Annotated in this window: 19 protein-coding genes; 17 read left to right on the forward strand and 2 right to left on the reverse strand. The window is 59.3% G+C overall.

Going from position 1 to position 19,480, the window contains the following annotated elements; translation table 11 throughout:
- Nucleotides 1–16 precede the first annotated feature (16 nt).
- Genes fliN through flhB form a run of 6 tightly spaced genes read left to right on the forward strand, consistent with a single transcriptional unit; the run spans nt 17 to nt 3,884 of the window.
- Nucleotides 17–475, forward strand: coding sequence for a flagellar motor switch protein FliN (gene fliN, locus ACA054_RS08325; RefSeq protein WP_497688965.1), 459 nt, complete (start codon nt 17–19; stop codon nt 473–475).
- Complete coding sequence (gene fliO / locus ACA054_RS08330; protein WP_497688966.1) at nt 476–928, forward strand: flagellar biosynthetic protein FliO; 453 nt, start codon at nt 476–478, stop codon at nt 926–928. It begins immediately after the preceding gene.
- Nucleotides 928–1,686 carry a flagellar type III secretion system pore protein FliP gene (gene fliP / locus ACA054_RS08335; RefSeq protein ID WP_497688967.1) on the forward strand — a complete coding sequence of 253 codons (759 nt, stop codon included), beginning with the start codon at nt 928–930 and terminating at the stop codon, nt 1,684–1,686. The genes fliO and fliP overlap by 1 nt, the downstream gene beginning before the upstream one ends.
- Complete coding sequence (gene fliQ / locus ACA054_RS08340; protein ID WP_008058625.1) at nt 1,683–1,952, forward strand: flagellar biosynthesis protein FliQ; 270 nt, start codon at nt 1,683–1,685, stop codon at nt 1,950–1,952. The genes fliP and fliQ overlap by 4 nt, the downstream gene beginning before the upstream one ends.
- Nucleotides 1,953–1,955: 3 nt before the next feature.
- Nucleotides 1,956–2,741 carry a flagellar biosynthetic protein FliR gene (gene fliR, locus ACA054_RS08345; RefSeq protein WP_046816912.1) on the forward strand — a complete coding sequence of 262 codons (786 nt, stop codon included), beginning with the start codon at nt 1,956–1,958 and terminating at the stop codon, nt 2,739–2,741.
- Between the two features lie 3 nt (nt 2,742–2,744).
- Nucleotides 2,745–3,884: a flagellar biosynthesis protein FlhB gene (flhB, locus tag ACA054_RS08350; protein ID WP_497688968.1), complete on the forward strand. Its 1,140-nt coding sequence runs from the start codon at nt 2,745–2,747 to the stop codon at nt 3,882–3,884.
- A 185-nt stretch (nt 3,885–4,069) separates the two neighbouring features.
- On the opposite strand, the gene ACA054_RS08355 is transcribed toward flhB, so the two are convergent.
- On the reverse strand, nt 4,070–5,011 hold the full coding sequence (locus ACA054_RS08355) for an RHS repeat-associated core domain-containing protein (RefSeq protein WP_497688969.1): 942 nt from the start codon (nt 5,009–5,011) through the stop codon (nt 4,070–4,072).
- 225 nt (nt 5,012–5,236) lie between these two features.
- Between ACA054_RS08355 and ACA054_RS08360 the strand changes: the two genes are divergently transcribed.
- The gene (locus tag ACA054_RS08360; RefSeq protein ID WP_497688970.1) at nt 5,237–6,325 is read left to right on the forward strand and encodes a phosphatidylinositol-specific phospholipase C; all 1,089 of its coding nucleotides are present in this window, start codon (nt 5,237–5,239) and stop codon (nt 6,323–6,325) included.
- 84 nt (nt 6,326–6,409) lie between these two features.
- Here the strand turns inward: ACA054_RS08360 and ACA054_RS08365 are convergent, their stop codons facing one another.
- A complete protein-coding gene (locus ACA054_RS08365) occupies nt 6,410–7,426 on the reverse strand; it encodes an RHS repeat-associated core domain-containing protein (protein WP_497688971.1) in 1,017 nt (338 codons plus the stop codon).
- A 390-nt stretch (nt 7,427–7,816) separates the two neighbouring features.
- On the opposite strand from ACA054_RS08365, the gene flhA reads away from it, so the two are divergent.
- The 10 genes from flhA (at nt 7,817) to motD (ending at nt 19,458) form a co-directional block, all read left to right on the forward strand.
- Nucleotides 7,817–9,946, forward strand: a complete 2,130-nt coding sequence (gene flhA / locus ACA054_RS08370; protein WP_497688972.1) for a flagellar biosynthesis protein FlhA — start codon at nt 7,817–7,819, stop codon at nt 9,944–9,946.
- 11 nt (nt 9,947–9,957) lie between these two features.
- The gene (flhF, locus tag ACA054_RS08375) at nt 9,958–11,283 is read left to right on the forward strand and encodes a flagellar biosynthesis GTPase FlhF (RefSeq protein ID WP_497688973.1); all 1,326 of its coding nucleotides are present in this window, start codon (nt 9,958–9,960) and stop codon (nt 11,281–11,283) included.
- A 116-nt stretch (nt 11,284–11,399) separates the two neighbouring features.
- Nucleotides 11,400–12,230 (forward strand): flagellar synthesis regulator FleN, encoded by an 831-nt coding sequence (fleN, locus tag ACA054_RS08380; RefSeq protein ID WP_007975361.1) that lies wholly within the window; start codon nt 11,400–11,402, stop codon nt 12,228–12,230.
- Nucleotides 12,227–12,967, forward strand: a complete 741-nt coding sequence (gene fliA / locus ACA054_RS08385; RefSeq protein WP_008001745.1) for an RNA polymerase sigma factor FliA — start codon at nt 12,227–12,229, stop codon at nt 12,965–12,967. Before fleN ends, fliA begins: the two co-directional genes overlap by 4 nt.
- 166 nt (nt 12,968–13,133) lie before the next feature.
- Entirely contained in the window at nt 13,134–13,505 is a 372-nt protein-coding gene (locus tag ACA054_RS08390; RefSeq protein WP_003183998.1) for a chemotaxis response regulator CheY, read from the forward strand.
- A gap of 19 nt (nt 13,506–13,524) precedes the next feature.
- Nucleotides 13,525–14,313, forward strand: coding sequence for a protein phosphatase CheZ (locus ACA054_RS08395; RefSeq protein WP_497688974.1), 789 nt, complete (start codon nt 13,525–13,527; stop codon nt 14,311–14,313).
- A 55-nt stretch (nt 14,314–14,368) separates the two neighbouring features.
- The gene (locus ACA054_RS08400; RefSeq protein WP_497688975.1) at nt 14,369–16,630 is read left to right on the forward strand and encodes a chemotaxis protein CheA; all 2,262 of its coding nucleotides are present in this window, start codon (nt 14,369–14,371) and stop codon (nt 16,628–16,630) included.
- A gap of 51 nt (nt 16,631–16,681) precedes the next feature.
- Complete coding sequence (locus ACA054_RS08405; protein ID WP_497688976.1) at nt 16,682–17,812, forward strand: protein-glutamate methylesterase/protein-glutamine glutaminase; 1,131 nt, start codon at nt 16,682–16,684, stop codon at nt 17,810–17,812.
- Nucleotides 17,812–18,552 carry a flagellar motor protein gene (locus tag ACA054_RS08410; protein ID WP_497688977.1) on the forward strand — a complete coding sequence of 247 codons (741 nt, stop codon included), beginning with the start codon at nt 17,812–17,814 and terminating at the stop codon, nt 18,550–18,552. Before ACA054_RS08405 ends, ACA054_RS08410 begins: the two co-directional genes overlap by 1 nt.
- A gap of 15 nt (nt 18,553–18,567) precedes the next feature.
- Entirely contained in the window at nt 18,568–19,458 is an 891-nt protein-coding gene (gene motD, locus ACA054_RS08415; protein WP_497688978.1) for a flagellar motor protein MotD, read from the forward strand.
- Nucleotides 19,459–19,480 lie beyond the last annotated feature (22 nt).

Consider the following 19,480-nt stretch of genomic DNA (forward strand, 5'->3'; position numbering starts at 1 on the left):
TCGCCGAGGACAAATGATGGCTAACGATATGAATTCCCTGGACGACCAGGCACTGGCTGATGAGTGGGCTGCGGCCCTGGAAGAAACCGGCGATGCCGGGCAGGCCGATATCGACGCCTTGCTGGCCGCCGATGCTGGCCGTTCTTCGTCGAACCGCCTGCCCATGGAAGAGTTCGGCAGCGTGCCGAGGAACAACGACCCGGTGAGCCTGGAAGGCCCGAACCTGGATGTGATTCTCGATATTCCAGTGTCGATCTCCATGGAAGTCGGCAGCACCGACATCAACATCCGCAACCTGCTGCAGCTTAACCAGGGCTCGGTCATCGAGCTCGATCGCCTGGCCGGTGAGCCGCTGGACGTGCTGGTCAACGGCACCCTGATCGCCCATGGCGAAGTGGTAGTGGTCAACGAGAAGTTCGGCATCCGCCTGACTGACGTGATCAGCCCAAGCGAACGCATCAAGAAGCTGCGCTGAGTGAAAAGGCTTCTGGGTGTTTTGTCGGGGTTGGCGTTGGCGTTGCCGTGCCTTGTGCTGGCCGCCGAGCCCGTCGCCAATGCCGCCGCCGCGCCTGTGGCCAGCAGCGGCGTGGCCGGGCAGTTGACGCAGCTTGTGCTGGGTTTGTTGCTGGTGCTGGGGCTGATTTTCTTCCTCGCCTGGCTCTTGCGCCGGGTGCAACAGGCCGGGCCGGCCGGCAAGGGGCAAGTGATCGAGCTGATCGGCTCCCGCGCGCTGGGGCCCCGTGATCGTTTGATGCTCGTGCAGGTCGGCAACGAGCAGATCCTGCTCGGCCTGAGCCCGGGCACCATCACGGCGTTGCATGTGCTCAAGGAACCGGTGCAGGTGCCGAGCGCGACTGAAAAAGCCACACCCGAGTTTGCCCAGCGCCTGATGGAGCTGATGGGCAAGGATCAGAAGGATAAAAAGTAATGGGTGCGCTGCGCATCATCTTGACGCTGGCCCTGATGCTGGTCGCGCCGCTGGCGTTCGCCGCCGATCCATTGTCGATCCCGGCCATCACCCTGGGCACCAACGCCGAAGGCGCTCAGGAATACTCGGTCAGCCTGCAGATCCTGCTGATCATGACCGCGCTGAGTTTCATCCCGGCGTTCGTCATGCTGATGACCAGTTTCACCCGCATCATCATCGTCTTCTCGATCCTGCGTCAGGCCCTCGGCTTGCAACAGACACCGTCGAACCAGATCCTCACCGGCATGGCGCTGTTCCTGACCCTGTTCATCATGGCGCCGGTGTTCGACCGGGTGAACCAGGATGCCTTGCAGCCTTACCTGGCGGAAAAAATGACCGCTCAGGATGCCGTGGCCAAGGCCCAGGTACCGATCAAGGACTTCATGCTGGCCCAGACGCGCACCAGTGACCTGGAGCTGTTCATGCGCCTGTCCAAGCGCACCGACATTGCCACGCCGGGTCAGGCGCCGCTGACCATCCTGGTGCCGGCGTTCGTCACCTCGGAGCTCAAGACCGCGTTCCAGATCGGCTTCATGATCTTCATCCCGTTCCTGATCATCGACCTGGTCGTGGCCAGTGTGCTGATGGCCATGGGTATGATGATGCTCTCGCCGCTGATCATTTCCCTGCCGTTCAAGATCATGCTGTTCGTGCTGGTCGATGGCTGGGCGCTGATCATCGGCACCTTGGCCAGCAGCTTCGGCGGTGTGTCGCCATGACGCCGGAAGTCGCCGTAGACATCTTTCGCGAAGCGTTGTGGCTGACCACCCTGATGGTCGCCGTGCTGGTGATTCCGAGCCTGCTGGTCGGTCTGATCGTGGCGATGTTCCAGGCCGCGACCCAGATCAACGAACAGACCTTGAGTTTCCTGCCGCGCCTGCTGGTAATGCTGGTGACGCTGATCGTGGCCGGCCCATGGCTGGTGCAGACCTTCATGGAATACATCCTGCAGTTGTACGGCAGTATTCCGCAGGTCATCGGCTAAGCCATGTCGTCGCTGCTGCAGCTGACCGATACCCAGATCAGCACCTGGGTGGCGACGTTCATGTTGCCGCTGTTTCGCGTCGGCGCCTTGCTGATGGTCATGCCGGTGTTCGGCACCGCCCTGGTGCCCAAGCGCATCCGTCTGTACTTCGCCCTGGCTATCACCGTGGTCATCGCCCCGGGCCTGCCGCCGATGCCGCCGGTGAATGCGCTGGACCTGAGCGGGCTGCTGCTGATTGCCGAGCAGATCCTCGTCGGCGCGATCCTGGGGTTCTCCCTGCAACTGTTCTTCCAGGCCTTCGTGGTGGCGGGACAGATTGTCGCGATCCAGATGGGCATGGGCTTCGCCTCGATGGTCGACCCCACCAACGGCGTATCGGTGGCGGTGATCGGGCAGTTCTTCACCATGTTGGTGACGCTGTTGTTCCTTTCCATGAACGGCCATCTGGTGGTGTTCGAGGTGTTGACCGAGAGCTTCACCACGTTGCCGGTCGGCAGCGGCCTGATGGTCAACCATTACTGGGAGCTGGCCGGCAAGCTCGGCTGGGTGCTCGGCGCGGCGCTGCTGCTGGTGCTACCGGCGATCACCGCTTTGCTGGTGGTCAACATCGCGTTTGGCGTGATGACCCGCGCCGCGCCGCAACTGAACATCTTCTCCATCGGCTTCCCGCTGACCCTGGTGCTGGGGATGTTTATCCTCTGGGTCGGGCTGGCGGACATTCTCAACCAGTATCAACCGCTGGCTTCCGAGGCCCTGCAGTTTTTACGCGAACTGGCACAGGCGCGCTGAGACATGTCTGAGAGCGAAAGCGGTCAGGACAAGACAGAAGACCCCACGGAGAAAAAGAAAAAGGATGCCCGTGAGAAGGGTGAGATTGCCCGTTCCAAGGAACTCAATACCCTGGCCATCATGCTCGCCGGAGCCGGTGCGCTGCTGGTCTTCGGTGGCGCCCTGGCCCAGGACATGATGGACCTGATGCGCCTGAATTTTTCCCTGTCGCGCGAGGTGGTGCTGGACCCGCGCGCGATGGGCACTTACCTGCTGCACTCGGGGCAGATCGGCTTGCTGGCGATTCAGCCAGTGATGATCACCTTGCTGCTGGCCGCGCTGATCGGCCCGATTTCCCTCGGGGGCTGGTTGTTCTCCGCCGGCACCATGGCGCCCAAGTTCAGCCGCATGAATCCCGGCGCGGGTCTCAAACGCATGTTCTCGGCCAAGGCCTTGACCGAACTGCTCAAGGCCCTGGCCAAGTTTTTCATCGTCCTGTTCGTGGCCTTGGCGGTGTTGTCGGCGGACATCGACGACCTGCTGCGCATCGCCCACGAACCACTGGATCGCGCCATCACCCACAGCCTGCAGGTGGTCGGCTGGAGCACCTTGTGGATGGCCTGCGGGCTGATCATCATCGCCGCCGTCGACGTGCCGATCCAGATCTGGGAAAGCATCAAGAAGCTCAAGATGACCAAGCAGGAAATCCGCGACGAGCACAAGGACCAGGAAGGGCGGCCGGAGGTCAAGCAACGGATTCGCCAGCTGCAACGCGAGATGTCCCAGCGCCGGATGATGGCGGCGGTGCCTGATGCCGACGTGGTCATCACCAACCCGACCCACTATGCCGTGGCGCTCAAATACGACCCGGACAAGAGCGGGGCGCCGATGCTGGTGGGTAAGGGCAGTGATTTCCTGGCGTTGAAGATGCGTGAGATTGCGGTGGCGAATAATGTGTTGCTGCTGGAGTCGCCGGCGTTGGCACGGTCGATTTATTACTCCACGGAGTTGGAGCAGGAAATTCCTGGTGGTTTGTATTTGGCCGTTGCCCAGGTACTGGCCTACGTCTACCAGATTCGCCAGTACAAGGCGGGCAAAGGCAAGCGCCCGGATCCTTTGAAGGATGATCTGCCAATTCCTCCGGATTTGCGCCGCGATTCCTGATTTCTCTATCCGGGCAAGACGGGCCTCATCGCGGGCAAGCCTTGCTCTACAGGGTTTGGGGTTCCCGCGACATGTGCGGTTAACCAATACTGTGAGAGCAAGGCTTGGCTGCGGTGAGGCTTGCCGAGACAGCTAAAATCTTCCTGTGTGACGCCCTGACAGCAGTCGTGAAGCTCCGTGCTGATTTACTTGGATTTAGTTAAACCTGTACTGCGGATGGAACTCCGCTCGCGCGCTATTGAACTGTTCTTCAAGGGCGTGGAAGTTACTGGAGCTGGGCGTGTGGACTGAACGTCTTTGTTGAGCCCATTGAGGCTGCTTTGACCTTCGCGTTGTGTGACCTCTGGCCTGGTTGGTGGTGTAGGGCTATTCGGGGGGCTGGGTGACGGTGATGTTTGGGGGGCGGGGGAGGAGGTAAGGCGGTGCATGTTGAATAGACGAGGTGATCTCAACATGCTAATCCCAAATATAACACCGCCGGTCCCGAGTATCGCAGCGCCAACTATTTTCACCGTGTCGTTCTTAGCAAGCACCCCCACTATGGCAGTGACTGCACCGGCAACAATCAAACCCCCGCTGAGTAAATTCAAAAAGTAATGTCCACTCGGATCGCTCCGATTGATTGGATCTCCGCCGCAGTACCCATAGGTATTAAGCCCACCCTTGCCAAACGGACTCCAACTGTCCGGGCTGTTGAACCGCATCAGCACTGGATTGAACTGACGGTATCCGTTACCCAAATGATAATGCCTGGTCACCTGGTCTGGCACTTCGCCGTTGAATCCGAGCAGGCTGGTTAGACCGTTTTCAGGTGGGCAGTGCCCGAAAGCTGTGTAGGCAAGAGGATTGGGCTGGGCCGCATCGAGCACATTTAGCACCGAGCGTTGTTGGTCGGTCGCCAGCAGCGCGGTGTCGACTTTGTCGCCGCGATGATGCTGTTGCGCCAACAACTGGCTGTTATGCTGGAAAATGCTGCGCTGCACCATCCCCTGATTTTCACTGGATAGCCGGTTATTGCAGTAAAAGCGCTGCAGACCTGGTTGATTGGCCGGTCTCTGTTCAATAGAACGATCCGTCGCATCGTAGTAGTAGCGACACATTACGTTTTGGCGAGGTGACGTTGGCATTGGCTGATCTCCGAGCTGGGTCCATGAAGCTGGGTCTTAAGCATCGGCTTACTTCGATCTTTTGCCTACTAGCAGAAGTGCTAGTGTCATATTGCGTCCCTGCGTTCGAGGACGAAGTCCTCGCCACGCGCAGGGCCACCGCAAAACATATCTATATAGGGCACTCTCTAAACCAATCCAGTTAGCATGAAATGGCGTTCATTAGCAGCCAAGGAGGGCGTGACTATGAAGCTTGGAGTGACTACACGATGTTTTCTGGGGCTACTCTACTGCCTGGCATGGCCAGCTTACGGCCATCTCGACGGCGCGTACTCCCATGATCCGGATGATCCGTTCACCGATCGATCGCAGTGGATGAAAACGATCCGCGACGATGTCCAGCTCAGTGAAATGGCGTTGCCAGGTACTCATGATTCGGCGACTTTCCAAGTCACCTGGTATCCGATTTACAAGGATGTCGTCGAAACTCAAACCCTCGGTTTCGACAAGCAGTTGGAATACGGAATAAGGGTATTCGACCTGCGGATTCGTCGCACCGGTGATGCGTTGGCGTTGCATCACGGTGCAGTGTTTCTGGACAGGATGTTGGGTTCGCCGCTGGAGGCGATCAAGCGGTTCCTTCGAGATAATCCCAGTGAAACGGTACTGATTCGGGTGAGTGATGAGTACGAGGCCGACAAGAACGTCGGCCAGAGCCTGGAGTATGTCTTCGACCAATACATGCAGCTGTATTCGGGTATCTATCTGAAAACCCAGAACCCGAAGCTTACGCTGGGCGAGGCGCGCGGCAAATTTGTGGTGTTATCTGCCGATGCCAGGCTCAATAAATTTGGGCTCAGTTACAGGGATGAAAGCATTTTCAATATTCAGGACGACTACGCCATGAGATCGAACTGGGATTTGCATGACAAGTACATCAAAATCAAACAGCAATTGCACAATGCCGCAGCGGGCAGCCGGGATACGTTTTATGTGAACTACCTGTCGGCCAGTCATCGTTCGTTTCCTTATTTTGTTGCCAGTGGCCATGTGTCCCCGGGAACGGACGCGGCAAGGTTGTGGACAGGCCTGATTGATTTTGGGCATAGCGATATCTATCCAAAGTTTCCAAGGACGGGGTGTACAGGGGTAACGTGTTTCATTTCCTTTGAAGGCACCAACATACTGACGCGGGACGATTTAAAGACGTTGAATGATCAGTCTACCCAGGTGAGAACAGTGGGTATCGTCATGGCGGATTTTCCGGGTGATTCGCTGATTGACAGTATTGTACGTAATAATTATCGGCGGGGGCATGATTTAGGCAGAGAGTGAATTTTGCTGACTTACGCAGAGGCAGGTCACATTTGTCTAGCCTCAAAATAGTAGTAAACATATTTCAGGGCTAGACAGTGTGCTTCAGCGAATTCGGGTTTTTTTTATAGGTTTGAAATGGTTAGTTAGGATAACGTTTCTCTGTACTTTGTACCAATCTAGAGCTGGGTTTCTAATGTTTAAAATTTTATCTGCATAGGTTTCTATCATGTTGGGAGGGATATTTGGCATGGTCGACGGATCAGCATTCGCGAAAGCAAGTTTCATGTGGAGTAGATTTGGTTCGGAAGGAGAGGGGGTCCGATTTAATTGCTCAAGAAAATCACGCATTGCAATGGCGTTTGGGTCTGAGGGATTTTTATCCAGGTTCTCGTAATCGATTTTGAATTGTTTGTTTTGCATTTCAAGCGCATCTGGCTCTTTGGTAATCAGCTTGTCATATTTAATTACTTCGTCCCGGGCATTCAATGCGTCTTTAGGCTTTATGTTAGATGCAATTGTCAATTTGGTGTTGTTGTATTTTACCTTTCTAGTGATAGTGGTTTTTAACAAAGTAAACCAAGAGCGATGCCCGTCGTTGTCTGTTCGGTTGGCTGGATCTCCCAAGCAATAAGCATAAGCATTCAATCCACCCTTCCCAAACGGACTCCAACTATCTGGACTATTAAATCGCATCAAAACCGGGTTAAAAGCCCGATACCCATTCCCCAGCAAATAACACCCTGTCACCGGATCCGGCCGTTCGCCGTTAAAGCCAAGCAGGCTGAGTAACCCGCTTTCAATAGAACGGTGGCCATAGGGTGAATAGGCGATGGGTCGCGGTGGATGGCTATCCTTGACTACCTGCAGCACCGAACGCTGCTGGTCGGTGGCCAGCAGCGTGGTATCAGGCGACTCACCACCACTTCGTTGCTGCGCCAACAACTGGTCACCCTGCTGTACGATCGAGTAGCGCATCGCCCCCTGTATCTCGGTGGCCAGCCTGCTCTTACAGTAGAAGCGCTGGCACCCGGGGGTATCTGCCAGTACATGACTGATCAGGCGATCGAGGGGGTCGTAGTGGTAACGGCAGAGTACGGTTTTGCGCGGTGATGATGTCATGGGTGGTTACCCCAAGGTCCGAAGTGCGGGAGGTCAGTATTGGCGCCTTTATAAAAGTTGGGAACTAGCAGAACTGATAGGTGTGCTGGGCGTTCGCGCTCGATTTGCGGATCAGCATTGTGTTTTCCTTGAAGATCGTTGGCAGTGCCGGCCTCTTCGCGAGCAGGCTCGCTCCCACATTTGATCAGTGTTGTACACAAGACATGTTGCCAGAGCCGATCCCCTGTGGGAGCGAGCCTGCTCGCGAAGAGGTCCGCCCAGGCGACTTGAATTTTTCCGACCAATTCCTCCATTTCAACCCCCCGCAAAAGTTGGAAGGCTTCTTGCAATAGCCGCTTTGCGCCAGCTTCTGGCGTCAAAAGTTTTGCTTCAAAGGAACGGGGAATACCGGTGGATCGCTCTCAGTTAATCAACAGTGCCCGCACGAACATGGCAGACCTCAGTCGAGGCAATCTGGGCGTGCCGCTGTTGCTGCTGGTCATGTTGGCGATGATGATGTTGCCGATGCCGCCGTTCCTGCTCGACGTGTTCTTCACCTTCAACATTGCCCTGTCGATCGTCGTGCTGCTGGTTTGCGTCTACGCCTTGCGGCCGTTGGATTTTGCGGTGTTCCCGACCATTCTGCTGGTGGCGACGCTGTTGCGCCTGGCCTTGAACGTGGCGTCCACCCGGGTGGTGATGCTCCACGGCCAGGACGGTCATGCCGCTGCGGGCAAGGTGATCCAGGCCTTCGGCGAGGTGGTGATCGGCGGTAACTACGTGGTTGGTATCGTGGTGTTCGCGATCTTGATGATCATCAACTTCGTCGTGGTGACCAAGGGTGCCGGGCGTATTTCCGAGGTGAGCGCACGTTTCACCCTCGATGCGATGCCCGGCAAGCAAATGGCCATCGACGCCGACCTCAACGCCGGCCTGATTGACCAGAACCAGGCCAAGGCCCGGCGTTCGGAAGTGGCGCAGGAAGCCGAGTTCTACGGCTCGATGGACGGTGCCAGCAAGTTCGTGCGCGGTGACGCCATCGCCGGTCTGCTGATTCTGTTCATCAACCTGATCGGCGGCATGGCGGTCGGTATCTTCCAGCACAACATGACATTCGCAGACGCCGGCAAGGTGTACGCCTTGTTGACCATTGGTGACGGTTTGGTGGCGCAATTGCCATCACTGTTGTTATCCACAGCGGCGGCGATCATGGTGACTCGTGCTTCGGGCTCCGAAGACATGGGCAAGCAGATCAATCGGCAAATGTTCGCTTCGCCCAAGGCGTTGGCGGTGTCGGCGGGCTTGATGGCGGTGATGGGGCTGGTGCCTGGCATGCCGCACTTCTCCTTCCTGTCCATGGCCGCCCTGGCCGCGGGCGGTGCGTACCTGTTCTGGAAAAAGCAGAACAGCGCCAAGGTGCAAGCCCTGCAAGAGGTCAAGCGTCAGCAGGAGCTGCTGCCATCGCCGGCCCGCGCCCAGGAAACCAAGGAGCTGGGCTGGGATGACGTGACGCCGATCGACATGATCGGCCTGGAAGTGGGCTATCGCCTGATTCCGCTGGTGGACCGCAACCAGGGTGGTCAATTGCTGGCGCGGATCAAGGGCGTGCGCAAGAAGCTGTCCCAGGACCTGGGCTTTCTCATGCCCACGGTGCACATCCGCGACAACCTCGACCTGGCACCGAGCGCCTATCGCCTGACCCTGATGGGGGTGATCCTGGCCGAGGCGGAGATTTACCCGGATCGCGAGCTGGCGATCAACCCGGGGCAGGTCTACGGCACGCTCAACGGTATAACCGCCAAAGATCCGGCTTTTGGCCTGGAGGCGGTGTGGATCGAAATCAGCCAGCGCGCCCAGGCGCAATCGCTTGGCTACACCGTGGTCGATGCCAGTACCGTGGTGGCTACCCACCTGAACCAGATTCTGTACAAGCACTCCAGTGAGCTGATCGGCCACGAAGAAGTCCAGCAACTCATGCAATTGCTGGCGAAAAACTCGCCAAAACTCGCTGAAGAGCTGGTGCCGGGTGTGCTGTCGCTGTCGCAATTGCTCAAAGTCCTGCAAGCGCTGTTGGCCGAACAGGTGCCGGTACGCGACATTCGCAGCATTGCCGAAGCCATCGCGAACAATGCCAACAAGAGTCAAGATACCGCCGCGCTGGTGGCAGCAGTGCGCGTTGGCGTATCCCGCGCAATCGTGCAAAGCATTGTAGGCACTGACTCCGAGCTGCCAGTGATCACGCTGGAACCAAGGTTGGAACAGATATTGCTCAATAGTCTGCAGAAGGCAGGACAAGGCTCGGAGGAGGGCGTTCTGCTGGAGCCAAGCATGGCTGAGAAGCTGCAGCGCTCGTTGATCGATGCGGCGCAGCGGCAGGAGATGCAAGGTCAACCGGTGATTCTGCTGGTAGCCGGTCCGATTCGCGCGATGCTCTCGCGATTTGGCCGGCTCGCAGTCCCGGGTTTGCATGTGTTGGCTTATCAGGAGATTCCTGACAACAAGCAAGTGACCATCGTTGCGACAGTAGGGCCCAACGGCTGAGGTAGTGGTTTATGCAAGTTAAGCGTTTTTTCGCCGCCGATATGCGTCAGGCCATGAAGCTGGTTCGTGAGGAGCTGGGTGCCGATGCCGCGATCATTGGCAACCGCCGCATCGCCGGTGGTGTCGAGCTGACGGCTGCCCTGGATTACCAACTGTCGGCGCTGGCCCCGCGCGTCCCGAACATGGAGCTCGAGGACGAGCTGCGCAAGACTCAGTCACGGATCGTCACTGCCCAGGCCGAATTGAGCCTGCGAGGCGAGAGCGACAGCGACAAAAATACCAATCAACAGCTGTTTGCCGGCCTGCCACTGACGGCTGCCGAACCGCTGATCGAACCGACCCTGGCCGAGCCGCGCCGTCCCGCGCCGGCGCCTGCCCCGGCGGCCGCTCTGGATACGCGGGTCTTCGACTCGATGCGTTCGGAACTCAACAGCCTGCGCGAACTCATGGAAGTACAACTCGGTTCCCTTGCCTGGAACCAGCTGCAGGGCAGCCGTCCGGACCAGGCGAACCTGTGGCGTCGCCTGCAACGCATTGGCGTGTCCGGCCCGTTGTCGCGGGATTTGCTGGCGCTGGTCAGCGAAATTGAAGAGCCCCGTCAGGCCTGGCGCATGTTGCTGGCGCACCTGGCGCGGATGATCGTCACACCGGAAATGGAACCGCTGGAAGAGGGCGGCGTGATTGCCATGGTCGGCCCGGCCGGCATGGGCAAGACCACCACCCTGGCCAAGCTGGCGGCCCGCTACGTGCTCAAGTACGGCGCGCAGAACATTGCCCTGGTGAGCATGGACAGCTTTCGCATCGGTGCCCAGGAGCAACTCAAGACCCTCGGGCGGATCCTCAATGTGCCGGTGACCCACGTCGATCCGGGCCACTCGCTGGTCCAGGCGCTGGATCCCTTGTTGCGCAAGCGCGTGGTGCTGATCGATACCGCCGGCCTGCAAGCCAGCGACCCGGCCCTGCGCATGCAGCTCGAAAGCCTGGCCGCTCGAGGCATCAGGTCAAAGAATTATCTGGTCCTGGCAACCACCAGCCAGAAACAGGTTCTAACCGCCGCTTATCACAGTTACAAGCGTTGTGGGCTCGCTGGCTGCATCCTGACTAAACTGGATGAAACGGCAAGCCTGGGTGAGGTGTTGAGTCTGGCCATCAGCCATGAGTTGCCGGTGGCGTACCTGACCGATGGCCCGCGGATTCCAGATGATCTGCATCTGCCGCGTCGTCATCAACTGGTCAGTCGGGCCGTCAGCGTGCAAATGCAGGAAGAACCCAGCGAAGAGGCCATGGCTGACATGTTCGCTGATATCTACCACAGTCCGACCAAGCAGGTTGGCTGAGGTAACAATGAATAGTTTTTGTACCCTACATCGATGGCCTGCCATGCATTGTTCCGGTTGTGAACGCGCAGCCAGTTATGTGGCCCCGTCTATGCAGAACAAGGTAAAGAAATAACATGGGCAGCATGCATCCTGTACAGGTGATCGCGGTGACCGGCGGCAAAGGTGGCGTCGGCAAAACTAACGTGTCAGTGAACTTGTCCCTGGCTTTGGCTGAGCTTGGCCGGCGCGTCATGCTGCTGGACGCTGACCTGGGCCTGGCGAACGTCGACGTTCTGTTGGGGCTGACACCCAAACGTACCCTGGCCGACGTGATCGAAGGCCGCTGTGAGCTGCGCGACGTACTGTTGCAGGGCCCCGGTGGCATCCGCATTGTTCCGGCGGCGTCCGGCACCCAGAGCATGGTTCATTTGAGCCCGGCCCAGCACGCCGGCCTGATCCAGGCCTTCAGCGACATCGGCGACAATCTCGACGTGCTGGTGATCGACACCGCTGCGGGCATTGGTGAGTCGGTGGTCAGTTTCGTGCGCGCGGCCCAGGAGGTGTTGCTGGTGGTCTGCGACGAGCCGACTTCGATCACTGACGCCTATGCGTTGATCAAATTGCTCAACCGCGATTACGGCATGAACCGTTTCCGCGTGCTGGCCAACATGGCGCAGAGCCCGCAGGAAGGGCGCAACCTGTTCGCCAAGTTGACCAAGGTCACCGACCGCTTCCTCGACGTCGCCTTACAATATGTCGGTGCGGTGCCTTACGACGAAAGCGTGCGCAAGGCCGTGCAGAAGCAGCGCGCCGTCTACGAGGCCTTCCCGCGCTCCAAGTGCTCGCTGGCGTTCAAGGCGATCGCGCAGAAGGTCGATACCTGGCCGCTGCCCGCCAACCCGCGTGGGCACCTGGAATTTTTCGTCGAGCGCCTCGTGCAACAAACGGCAGGACCGGTGCTATGACAGCCAGCGGTTACAACCTCTACAAGGCATCGGCGCGTGACGCGCAGTACGAGCTGATCGAGCGTTACGCGCCGCTGGTTAAACGCATTGCCTATCACTTGCTGGCGCGTCTGCCGGCCAGTGTCCAGGTCGAAGACCTGATCCAGGCCGGGATGATCGGCCTGCTGGAAGTATCGACCAAATACGACGCCAGCAAAGGCGCGAGTTTCGAAACCTACGCGGGCATCCGCATCCGCGGCGCCATGCTCGATGAAGTGCGCAAGGGCGACTGGGCGCCTCGTTCGGTCCACCGCAATACGCGGATGGTCAGCGACGCCATTCGCTCGATTGAAGCGAAAACCGGCCGTGACGCTAAAGATCACGAAGTTGCGGCCGAACTCCAATTGAGTCTTGACGATTACTACGGGATTTTGAACGACACCCTGGGCAGCCGGCTATTCAGTTTCGACGACCTGTTGCAGGACGGCGAACACGAAGGGCTGCACGAGGATGGCGCCAGTGCTCATCTGGAACCGTCACGCGATCTGGAAGATGAACGCTTCCAGGCCGCGCTGGCGGACGCGATTGCCAATTTGCCGGAGCGTGAGCGTTTGGTGTTGGCGCTGTACTACGACGAAGAGTTGAATCTCAAGGAAATCGGCGAGGTCCTGGGGGTCAGCGAATCCCGGGTCAGCCAGTTACACAGCCAGTGCGCGGCCCGTTTGCGGGGGCGTCTGGGAGAGTGGCGAGCGCGCTGAAGGCAGTGTGGGGGCACTGCGACGCGGCTGGTGGGGTGATGAACCGCACCGGTCTCGATCCGTTGTACTCCAGACAGTCATCGAGTGTTTTGCCAGATTGATTGAAATGGCGCGTCCAGGTGCTGGGCGCGTTTTAGTCTGCTTGGAGGTCGAATTGGACAAGAACATGAAAATCCTCATCGTTGATGACTTCTCAACGATGCGGCGGATCATCAAAAACCTGTTGCGTGACCTTGGGTTCACCAACACGGTCGAGGCCGACGATGGCACTACCGCCATTCCGGTACTCAACAGCGGGAGCATCGACTTTCTGGTGACGGACTGGAACATGCCTGGCATGACCGGTATCGATCTGCTGCGCCACGTGCGCGCCGATGAAAAGCTCAAGCACCTGCCAGTGCTGATGGTGACTGCCGAAGCCAAGCGCGAGCAGATCATCGAAGCAGCCCAGGCCGGCGTAAACGGCTATGTGGTCAAACCCTTCACGGCCCAGGCGTTGAAAGAAAAAATCGAGAAGATTTTCGAACGCATCGGTTGAACTGCGCCACGGGGGAGCTATGGGGCATAACGAATCATCCCAGGGCGATTTTGAATCGACCCTGAAAAAACACGCCGTCGAATTGGTCGCGAGCCTTGAAAAGGGCAGGTTCGGCGATGCTGTGCAATTGATCCATGAGCTCAACCAGACCCGTGACCGTGGCCTGTACCAGGAAGTGGGCAAGCTCACCCGCGAGTTGCATAGCGCGATCGTCAATTTCCAGATTGACCCGCACATGCCGCAAGCCGAGGAAGTGTCACAGATCACCGACGCCACCGAACGCCTGGGGTATGTGGTCAAGCTGACTGAAGCCGCCGCCAACCGCACCATGGACCTGGTGGAAAACGCCACGCCGCTGGTCAACAGCCTGGCTGACGAAGCCCAGGGCTTGAGTACCGACTGGGGACGGTTCATGCGGCGCGAAGTCGGGGCTGAAGAGTTTCGTGAACTGGCCCGGCGCGTCGACGGTTTCCTTACGCGCAGCAGCGCAGACAACCGCGCCGTGTCGAGCAACCTTAACGACATTCTGCTCGCCCAGGATTACCAGGACCTTACCGGCCAGGTGATCAAGCGCGTGACCCAACTGGTCACCGAAGTAGAAAGCAACCTGCTCAAGCTCGTGCTGATGGCCAGTCAGGTGGACCGCTTTGCGGGCATCGAACATGACCGTGAGGCGATGCTTGCAGAAAAAGATCCACAAAAACATCTCTCCAAGGGTGAAGGTCCGCAGATTCATGCCGATAAAAGAGAAGACGTTATGTCCGGTCAGGACGATGTGGACGATTTGCTATCCAGCCTGGGTTTCTAGAAATTTGGAATTTTAGGTTTTTTGGGTTTTTAGACCTGTAGGAGCACCCCCCTTAATGAGCTTCGGCGCCGATGAAGAGATCCTTCAGGATTTCCTGGTTGAGGCCGGCGAGATTCTAGAGCAACTGTCCGAGCAACTGGTCGAGCTGGAAAGCCGTCCGGATGACGCGGACTTGCTCAATGCAATTTTTCGCGGTTTTCACACTGTAAAAGGGGGCGCCGGCTTCCTCCAGCTCAACGAGCTGGTGGAGTGCTGCCACATCGCCGAGAACGTGTTCGACATCCTGCGCAAGGGCGAACGTCGCGTCGACTCGGAATTGATGGACGTGGTCCTCGAAGCGCTGGATGCGGTGAACAGCATGTTCAGCGAAGTGCGCGAACGTAGTCCGATCACGGCTGCAACACCTGAGCTGCTGGCGGCACTGGCCCGTCTGGCCGAGCCGCAATCGGCTGACGAGGTGGCTACTGTGCCTGTTGCCGCAGTGGTTGAAGCGGCTGTGGTTGAAGCCGATTCAGGCGATATTACCGATAACGAATTTGAACAACTGCTGGACTCGCTGAACGCCGTCAAGGCCCAGGCCGAGGCGCCGGCTGCTCCGGCACCTGCCAGCGATACGGCTGGCAGCGACGAAATCACCGATGCCGAGTTCGAGTCGTTGCTCGATCAACTGCACGGCAAAGGCAAATTCGCCGTCGACGCGGTGGCCCCGGCGCCAGTCGCGCCGCCAGCGCCTAAAGAGGCAGGCGATAGCTCCGACATCACCGACGAAGAATTTGAAGCCTTGCTCGACCAGCTGCACGGCAAAGGCAACTTTGCGGTGGAGGCGCTGGAGTCGGCCATCGCAGCGGTGCCTGTTCCGGCAGCGCCCACCGCAGCGGCGGCCGGCAGTGATCTGATCAGCGATCATGAATTCGAGGCACTGCTCGACGAATTGCACGGCAAAGGCAAGTTCAGCGAAGTCGGCACCGCGACAGCGGCGAGCGGCTCGAGCGCCTCGGTGGCGGCATCGACCGCCAAGGTTGTCGCACCCAAGCCCGTGGCCAAGGCGCCCGAACCGAAAGCCGAAGCGCCGGCACCCGTTGCCGCCGCGGTACCGGCTGCGGCCCGTGCCCCGGCCGCGCCGCCAGCGGAAAAGCCGGCCAGCGAAGCCGAGACCACCGTGCGGGTCGATACCGCGCGGCTCGACGAAATCATGAACATGGTCGGCGAATTGGTGCTGGTGCGTAACCGCCTGGTGCGCCTGGGTGCCAACAGCGCCGACGAAGCCATGTCCAAGGCCGTGTCGAACCTCGACGTGGTCACGGCCGACCTGCAGACCGCGGTCATGAAGACCCGGATGCAGCCGATCAAGAAAGTCTTCGGGCGCTTCCCGCGCCTGGTTCGCGACCTGGCGCGCCAGCTCAAGAAAGAGATCAACCTGGAGCTGGTCGGCGAAGAAACCGACCTCGACAAGAACCTCGTCGAGGCCCTGGCCGACCCGCTGGTCCACTTGGTGCGCAACGCCGTCGACCACGGCATCGAATCGCCGGAAGAACGCGAAGCCTCGGGCAAGTCCCGTGGCGGCAAGGTCATCCTCGCAGCGGAGCAGGAAGGCGACCATATCCTGCTGTCGATCTCCGACGACGGCAAAGGCATGGACCCTAACGTCCTGCGCGCCATCGCGGTAAAACGCGGGGTGATGGACAAGGACGCGGCCGACCGCTTGAGCGATACCGAGTGCTACAACCTGATCTTCGCCCCGGGCTTCTCGACCAAGACCGAGATCTCCGACGTGTCGGGTCGTGGCGTGGGCATGGACGTGGTGAAAACCAAGATCTCCCAGCTCAACGGTTCGATCAACATCTACTCGGCCAAGGGCCAGGGATCGAAGATCGTCATCAAGGTGCCGCTGACCCTGGCGATCATGCCGACCCTGATGGTCATGCTCGGCAACCAGGCGTTCGCCTTCCCGCTGGTGAACGTCAACGAGATCTTCCACCTCGACCTGTCGCGCACCAACGTGGTGGACGGCCAGGAAGTGGTGATCGTGCGGGACAAGGCACTGCCGTTGTTCTACCTCAAGCGCTGGCTGGTCAGCTCCGCCGCTCACGAAGAGCAGCGCGAAGGCCATGTGGTGATCCTTTCGGTGGGCACCCAGCGGATCGGCTTTGTCGTCGACCAGCTGGTGGGCCAGGAAGAAGTGGTCATCAAGCCATTGGGCAAAATGCTCCAGGGAACCCCGGGCATGTCGGGCGCCACCATTACCGGTGACGGCCGCATCGCGCTGATTCTCGATGTTCCGAGCATGCTCAAGCGTTACGCCACACGGCGTATTTGATTCTGGCGCAGCGGTGGCGACTGATGCCCCGCTGCGTCTAATGGAGTGTTTATGGCAGTCAAGGTCCTGGTGGTGGACGATTCGGGGTTTTTCCGCCGCCGCGTCTCGGAAATTCTTTCAGCGGATCCGAATATCCAGGTCGTCGGCACGGCGACCAACGGCAAAGAGGCGATTGATCAAGCGTTGGCCCTCAAGCCGGACGTGATCACCATGGACTACGAGATGCCGATGATGGACGGCATCACCGCGGTACGGCACATCATGCAGCGCTGCCCGACCCCGGTCCTGATGTTTTCCTCGCTGACCCATGAAGGCGCCCGGGTCACCCTGGACGCGCTGGATGCCGGCGCGGTGGACTTCCTGCCGAAGAACTTCGAAGACATCTCGCGCAACCCCGAGAAGGTCAAACAACTGCTGTGCGAGAAGATTCTCAGCATCTCGCGCAGTAATCGTCGTGTCAGCAGCTACAGCGCGCCGGCGCCGGTGGCCCCTCCGGCTCCGACGCCAACGCCTGCGAGCACCATCGGTTATGGCAGCAGCGCGCCTGTTCGCCCGGCCCCCGCTCCGATCCCGACCCGTGCACCTGCGCACGCACCGTCGTCGCCAGCGCCGAAACGCAAAGCCTACAAACTGGTGGCCATCGGTACGTCCACCGGCGGCCCGGTGGCCTTGCAGCGGGTACTGACCCAGCTGCCAGCCAACTTCCCGGCCCCCATCGTGTTGGTCCAGCACATGCCGGCAGCCTTCACCAAGGCGTTCGCCGAACGCCTGGACAAGCTCTGCCGGATCCACGTCAAGGAAGCCGAGGACGGCGACATCCTGCGCCCGGGCCTGGCGTTGTTGGCGCCAGGTGGCAAGCAGATGATGATCGATGGCCGGGGTGCGGTGAAAATCCTCCCGGGCGACGAGCGCTTGAACTACAAGCCGTGCGTGGACATCACCTTCGGTTCGGCGGCCAAGTCCTACGGCGACAAAGTTCTGGCGGTGGTCCTGACCGGCATGGGCGCGGACGGTCGCGAAGGCGCGCGCCTGCTCAAGCAGAGCGGCAGTTCGATCTGGGCCCAGGATGAAGCCAGCTGCGTGATCTATGGCATGCCCATGGCCATCGTCAAAGCCGAACTGGCCGACGCGGTGTATGCACTTGACGACATCGGCCGGCACATCGTCGAGGCGTGTGTCTGATGGACGTTTTAAGTCTCATCGGCATCATCATGGCGTTCGTCGCCATCATTGGCGGCAACTACCTCGAAGGCGGACATATCGGTGCGCTGGCCAACGGCCCAGCCGCGTTGATCGTGCTGGGCGGGACCATTGGCGCGGCGTTGCTGCAATCGCCCATGAGCGCTTTCAAGCGTGCCATGCAGATCCTGGGGTGGATCCTGTTCCCTCCGCGGGTCGACCTGGCCGGCGGCATCGATCGCGTCGTCAACTGGAGCCTGACCGCCCGCAAGGAAGGCCTGCTCGGGCTGGAAGGGGTGGCCGATGCCGAACCCGACAACTACTCGCGCAAAGGCCTGCAATTGCTGGTCGATGGCGTCGAGCCGGAAGCTATCCGCAGCATCCTGGAGGTGGACTTCTACACCCAGGAAAGCCGCGACATCGAAGCCGCCAAGGTCTTCGAAAGCATGGGCGGTTATGCGCCGACCATCGGCATCATCGGTGCGGTGATGGGCCTGATTCATGTCATGGGCAACCTGGGCGATCCGTCCCAGCTGGGCAATGGCATCGCCGTGGCCTTCGTCGCCACCATCTATGGCGTGGCCAGTGCCAACCTGGTGTTGTTGCCGATTGCCGCCAAACTCAAGTCCGTCGCGTTGCGCCAGTCGCGTTATCGCGAAATGTTGCTGGAAGGGATCCTGTCGATCGCCGAAGGTGAAAACCCGCGCTCTATCGAGTTGAAGCTCCAGGGCTTCATGGATTGATGGGGGTAATGGACTATGGCTCGTCGTCGTCAGCATGATGAACATGTAAACCATGAGCGTTGGCTGGTTTCCTACGCCGACTTCATCACTTTGCTGTTCGCGTTTTTCGTGGTGATGTACTCGATTTCGTCGATCAACGAAGGCAAGTACAAAGTCATTTCCGAGGCGCTGATCGGGGTCTTTACCGATACCGATCGCGCGCTCAAGCCGATCCCCATCGGTGAAGAGCGACCGAAGACCGTGACCCCGGCCAAGCCGTTGGTCAAGGACATTGACCAGGTCGATGCCGGTGTCTCTGGTGCCAGCGATCCGCTCAAGAGCATCGCCGATGACATCAGCGCGGCCTTCGGCGACCTGATCAGCTCCAAGCAGATGACCGTGCGCGGCAACGAGTTGTGGGTCGAGATCGAACTCAATTCCAGCCTGTTGTTCGGCAGCGGCGATGCCATGCCCAGCGACATTGCCTTCAACATCATCGACAAGGTTGCGGCGATCCTGAAACCGTTCGACAACCCGATCCACGTCGAAGGCTTCACCGACGATCAGCCTATCCGTACCTCGCAGTACCCGACCAACTGGGAACTGTCGTCGGCCCGTTCCGCCAGCATCGTGCGCATGCTCGCTATGCAAGGGGTAAACCCTGGTCGCTTGGCGTCGGTGGGGTATGGCGAATTCCAGCCGGTGGCCAATAACGCCACGGCCGAGGGCCGGGCGCGCAACCGTCGGGTGGTGCTGGTGGTGTCGCGCAATCTGGACGTGCGTCGCAGTCTCACGGCTACCGGAGCCGCCAATGCACAACCGGATGCCGCCTTGAAGCGTGCTGGCACACAAACTGCACCGACCAAGGTTATGTCGCCGGTACGAGAGAGCGCCGTCAATTCTCCGTCGCCCGCATTAACACGTTGAGCTAATTCCCGGTCGACCGGCC

Source organism: Pseudomonas sp. LBUM1653, assembly GCF_059716115.1.

Coding starts and splice junctions, on each gene's coding strand:
- fliN (WP_497688965.1), top strand. CDS start 17: ATGGCTAACGATATGAATTCCCTGGACGACCAGGCACTGGCTGATGAG.
- fliP (WP_497688967.1), top strand. CDS start 928: ATGGGTGCGCTGCGCATCATCTTGACGCTGGCCCTGATGCTGGTCGCG.
- fliQ (WP_008058625.1), top strand. CDS start 1,683: ATGACGCCGGAAGTCGCCGTAGACATCTTTCGCGAAGCGTTGTGGCTG.
- fliR (WP_046816912.1), top strand. CDS start 1,956: ATGTCGTCGCTGCTGCAGCTGACCGATACCCAGATCAGCACCTGGGTG.
- flhB (WP_497688968.1), top strand. CDS start 2,745: ATGTCTGAGAGCGAAAGCGGTCAGGACAAGACAGAAGACCCCACGGAG.
- ACA054_RS08355 (WP_497688969.1), bottom strand. CDS start 5,011: ATGCCAACGTCACCTCGCCAAAACGTAATGTGTCGCTACTACTACGAT.
- ACA054_RS08360 (WP_497688970.1), top strand. CDS start 5,237: ATGAAGCTTGGAGTGACTACACGATGTTTTCTGGGGCTACTCTACTGC.
- ACA054_RS08365 (WP_497688971.1), bottom strand. CDS start 7,426: ATGACATCATCACCGCGCAAAACCGTACTCTGCCGTTACCACTACGAC.
- flhF (WP_497688973.1), top strand. CDS start 9,958: ATGCAAGTTAAGCGTTTTTTCGCCGCCGATATGCGTCAGGCCATGAAG.
- fleN (WP_007975361.1), top strand. CDS start 11,400: ATGGGCAGCATGCATCCTGTACAGGTGATCGCGGTGACCGGCGGCAAA.
- fliA (WP_008001745.1), top strand. CDS start 12,227: ATGACAGCCAGCGGTTACAACCTCTACAAGGCATCGGCGCGTGACGCG.
- ACA054_RS08390 (WP_003183998.1), top strand. CDS start 13,134: ATGAAAATCCTCATCGTTGATGACTTCTCAACGATGCGGCGGATCATC.
- ACA054_RS08395 (WP_497688974.1), top strand. CDS start 13,525: ATGGGGCATAACGAATCATCCCAGGGCGATTTTGAATCGACCCTGAAA.
- ACA054_RS08400 (WP_497688975.1), top strand. CDS start 14,369: ATGAGCTTCGGCGCCGATGAAGAGATCCTTCAGGATTTCCTGGTTGAG.
- ACA054_RS08405 (WP_497688976.1), top strand. CDS start 16,682: ATGGCAGTCAAGGTCCTGGTGGTGGACGATTCGGGGTTTTTCCGCCGC.
- ACA054_RS08410 (WP_497688977.1), top strand. CDS start 17,812: ATGGACGTTTTAAGTCTCATCGGCATCATCATGGCGTTCGTCGCCATC.
- motD (WP_497688978.1), top strand. CDS start 18,568: ATGGCTCGTCGTCGTCAGCATGATGAACATGTAAACCATGAGCGTTGG.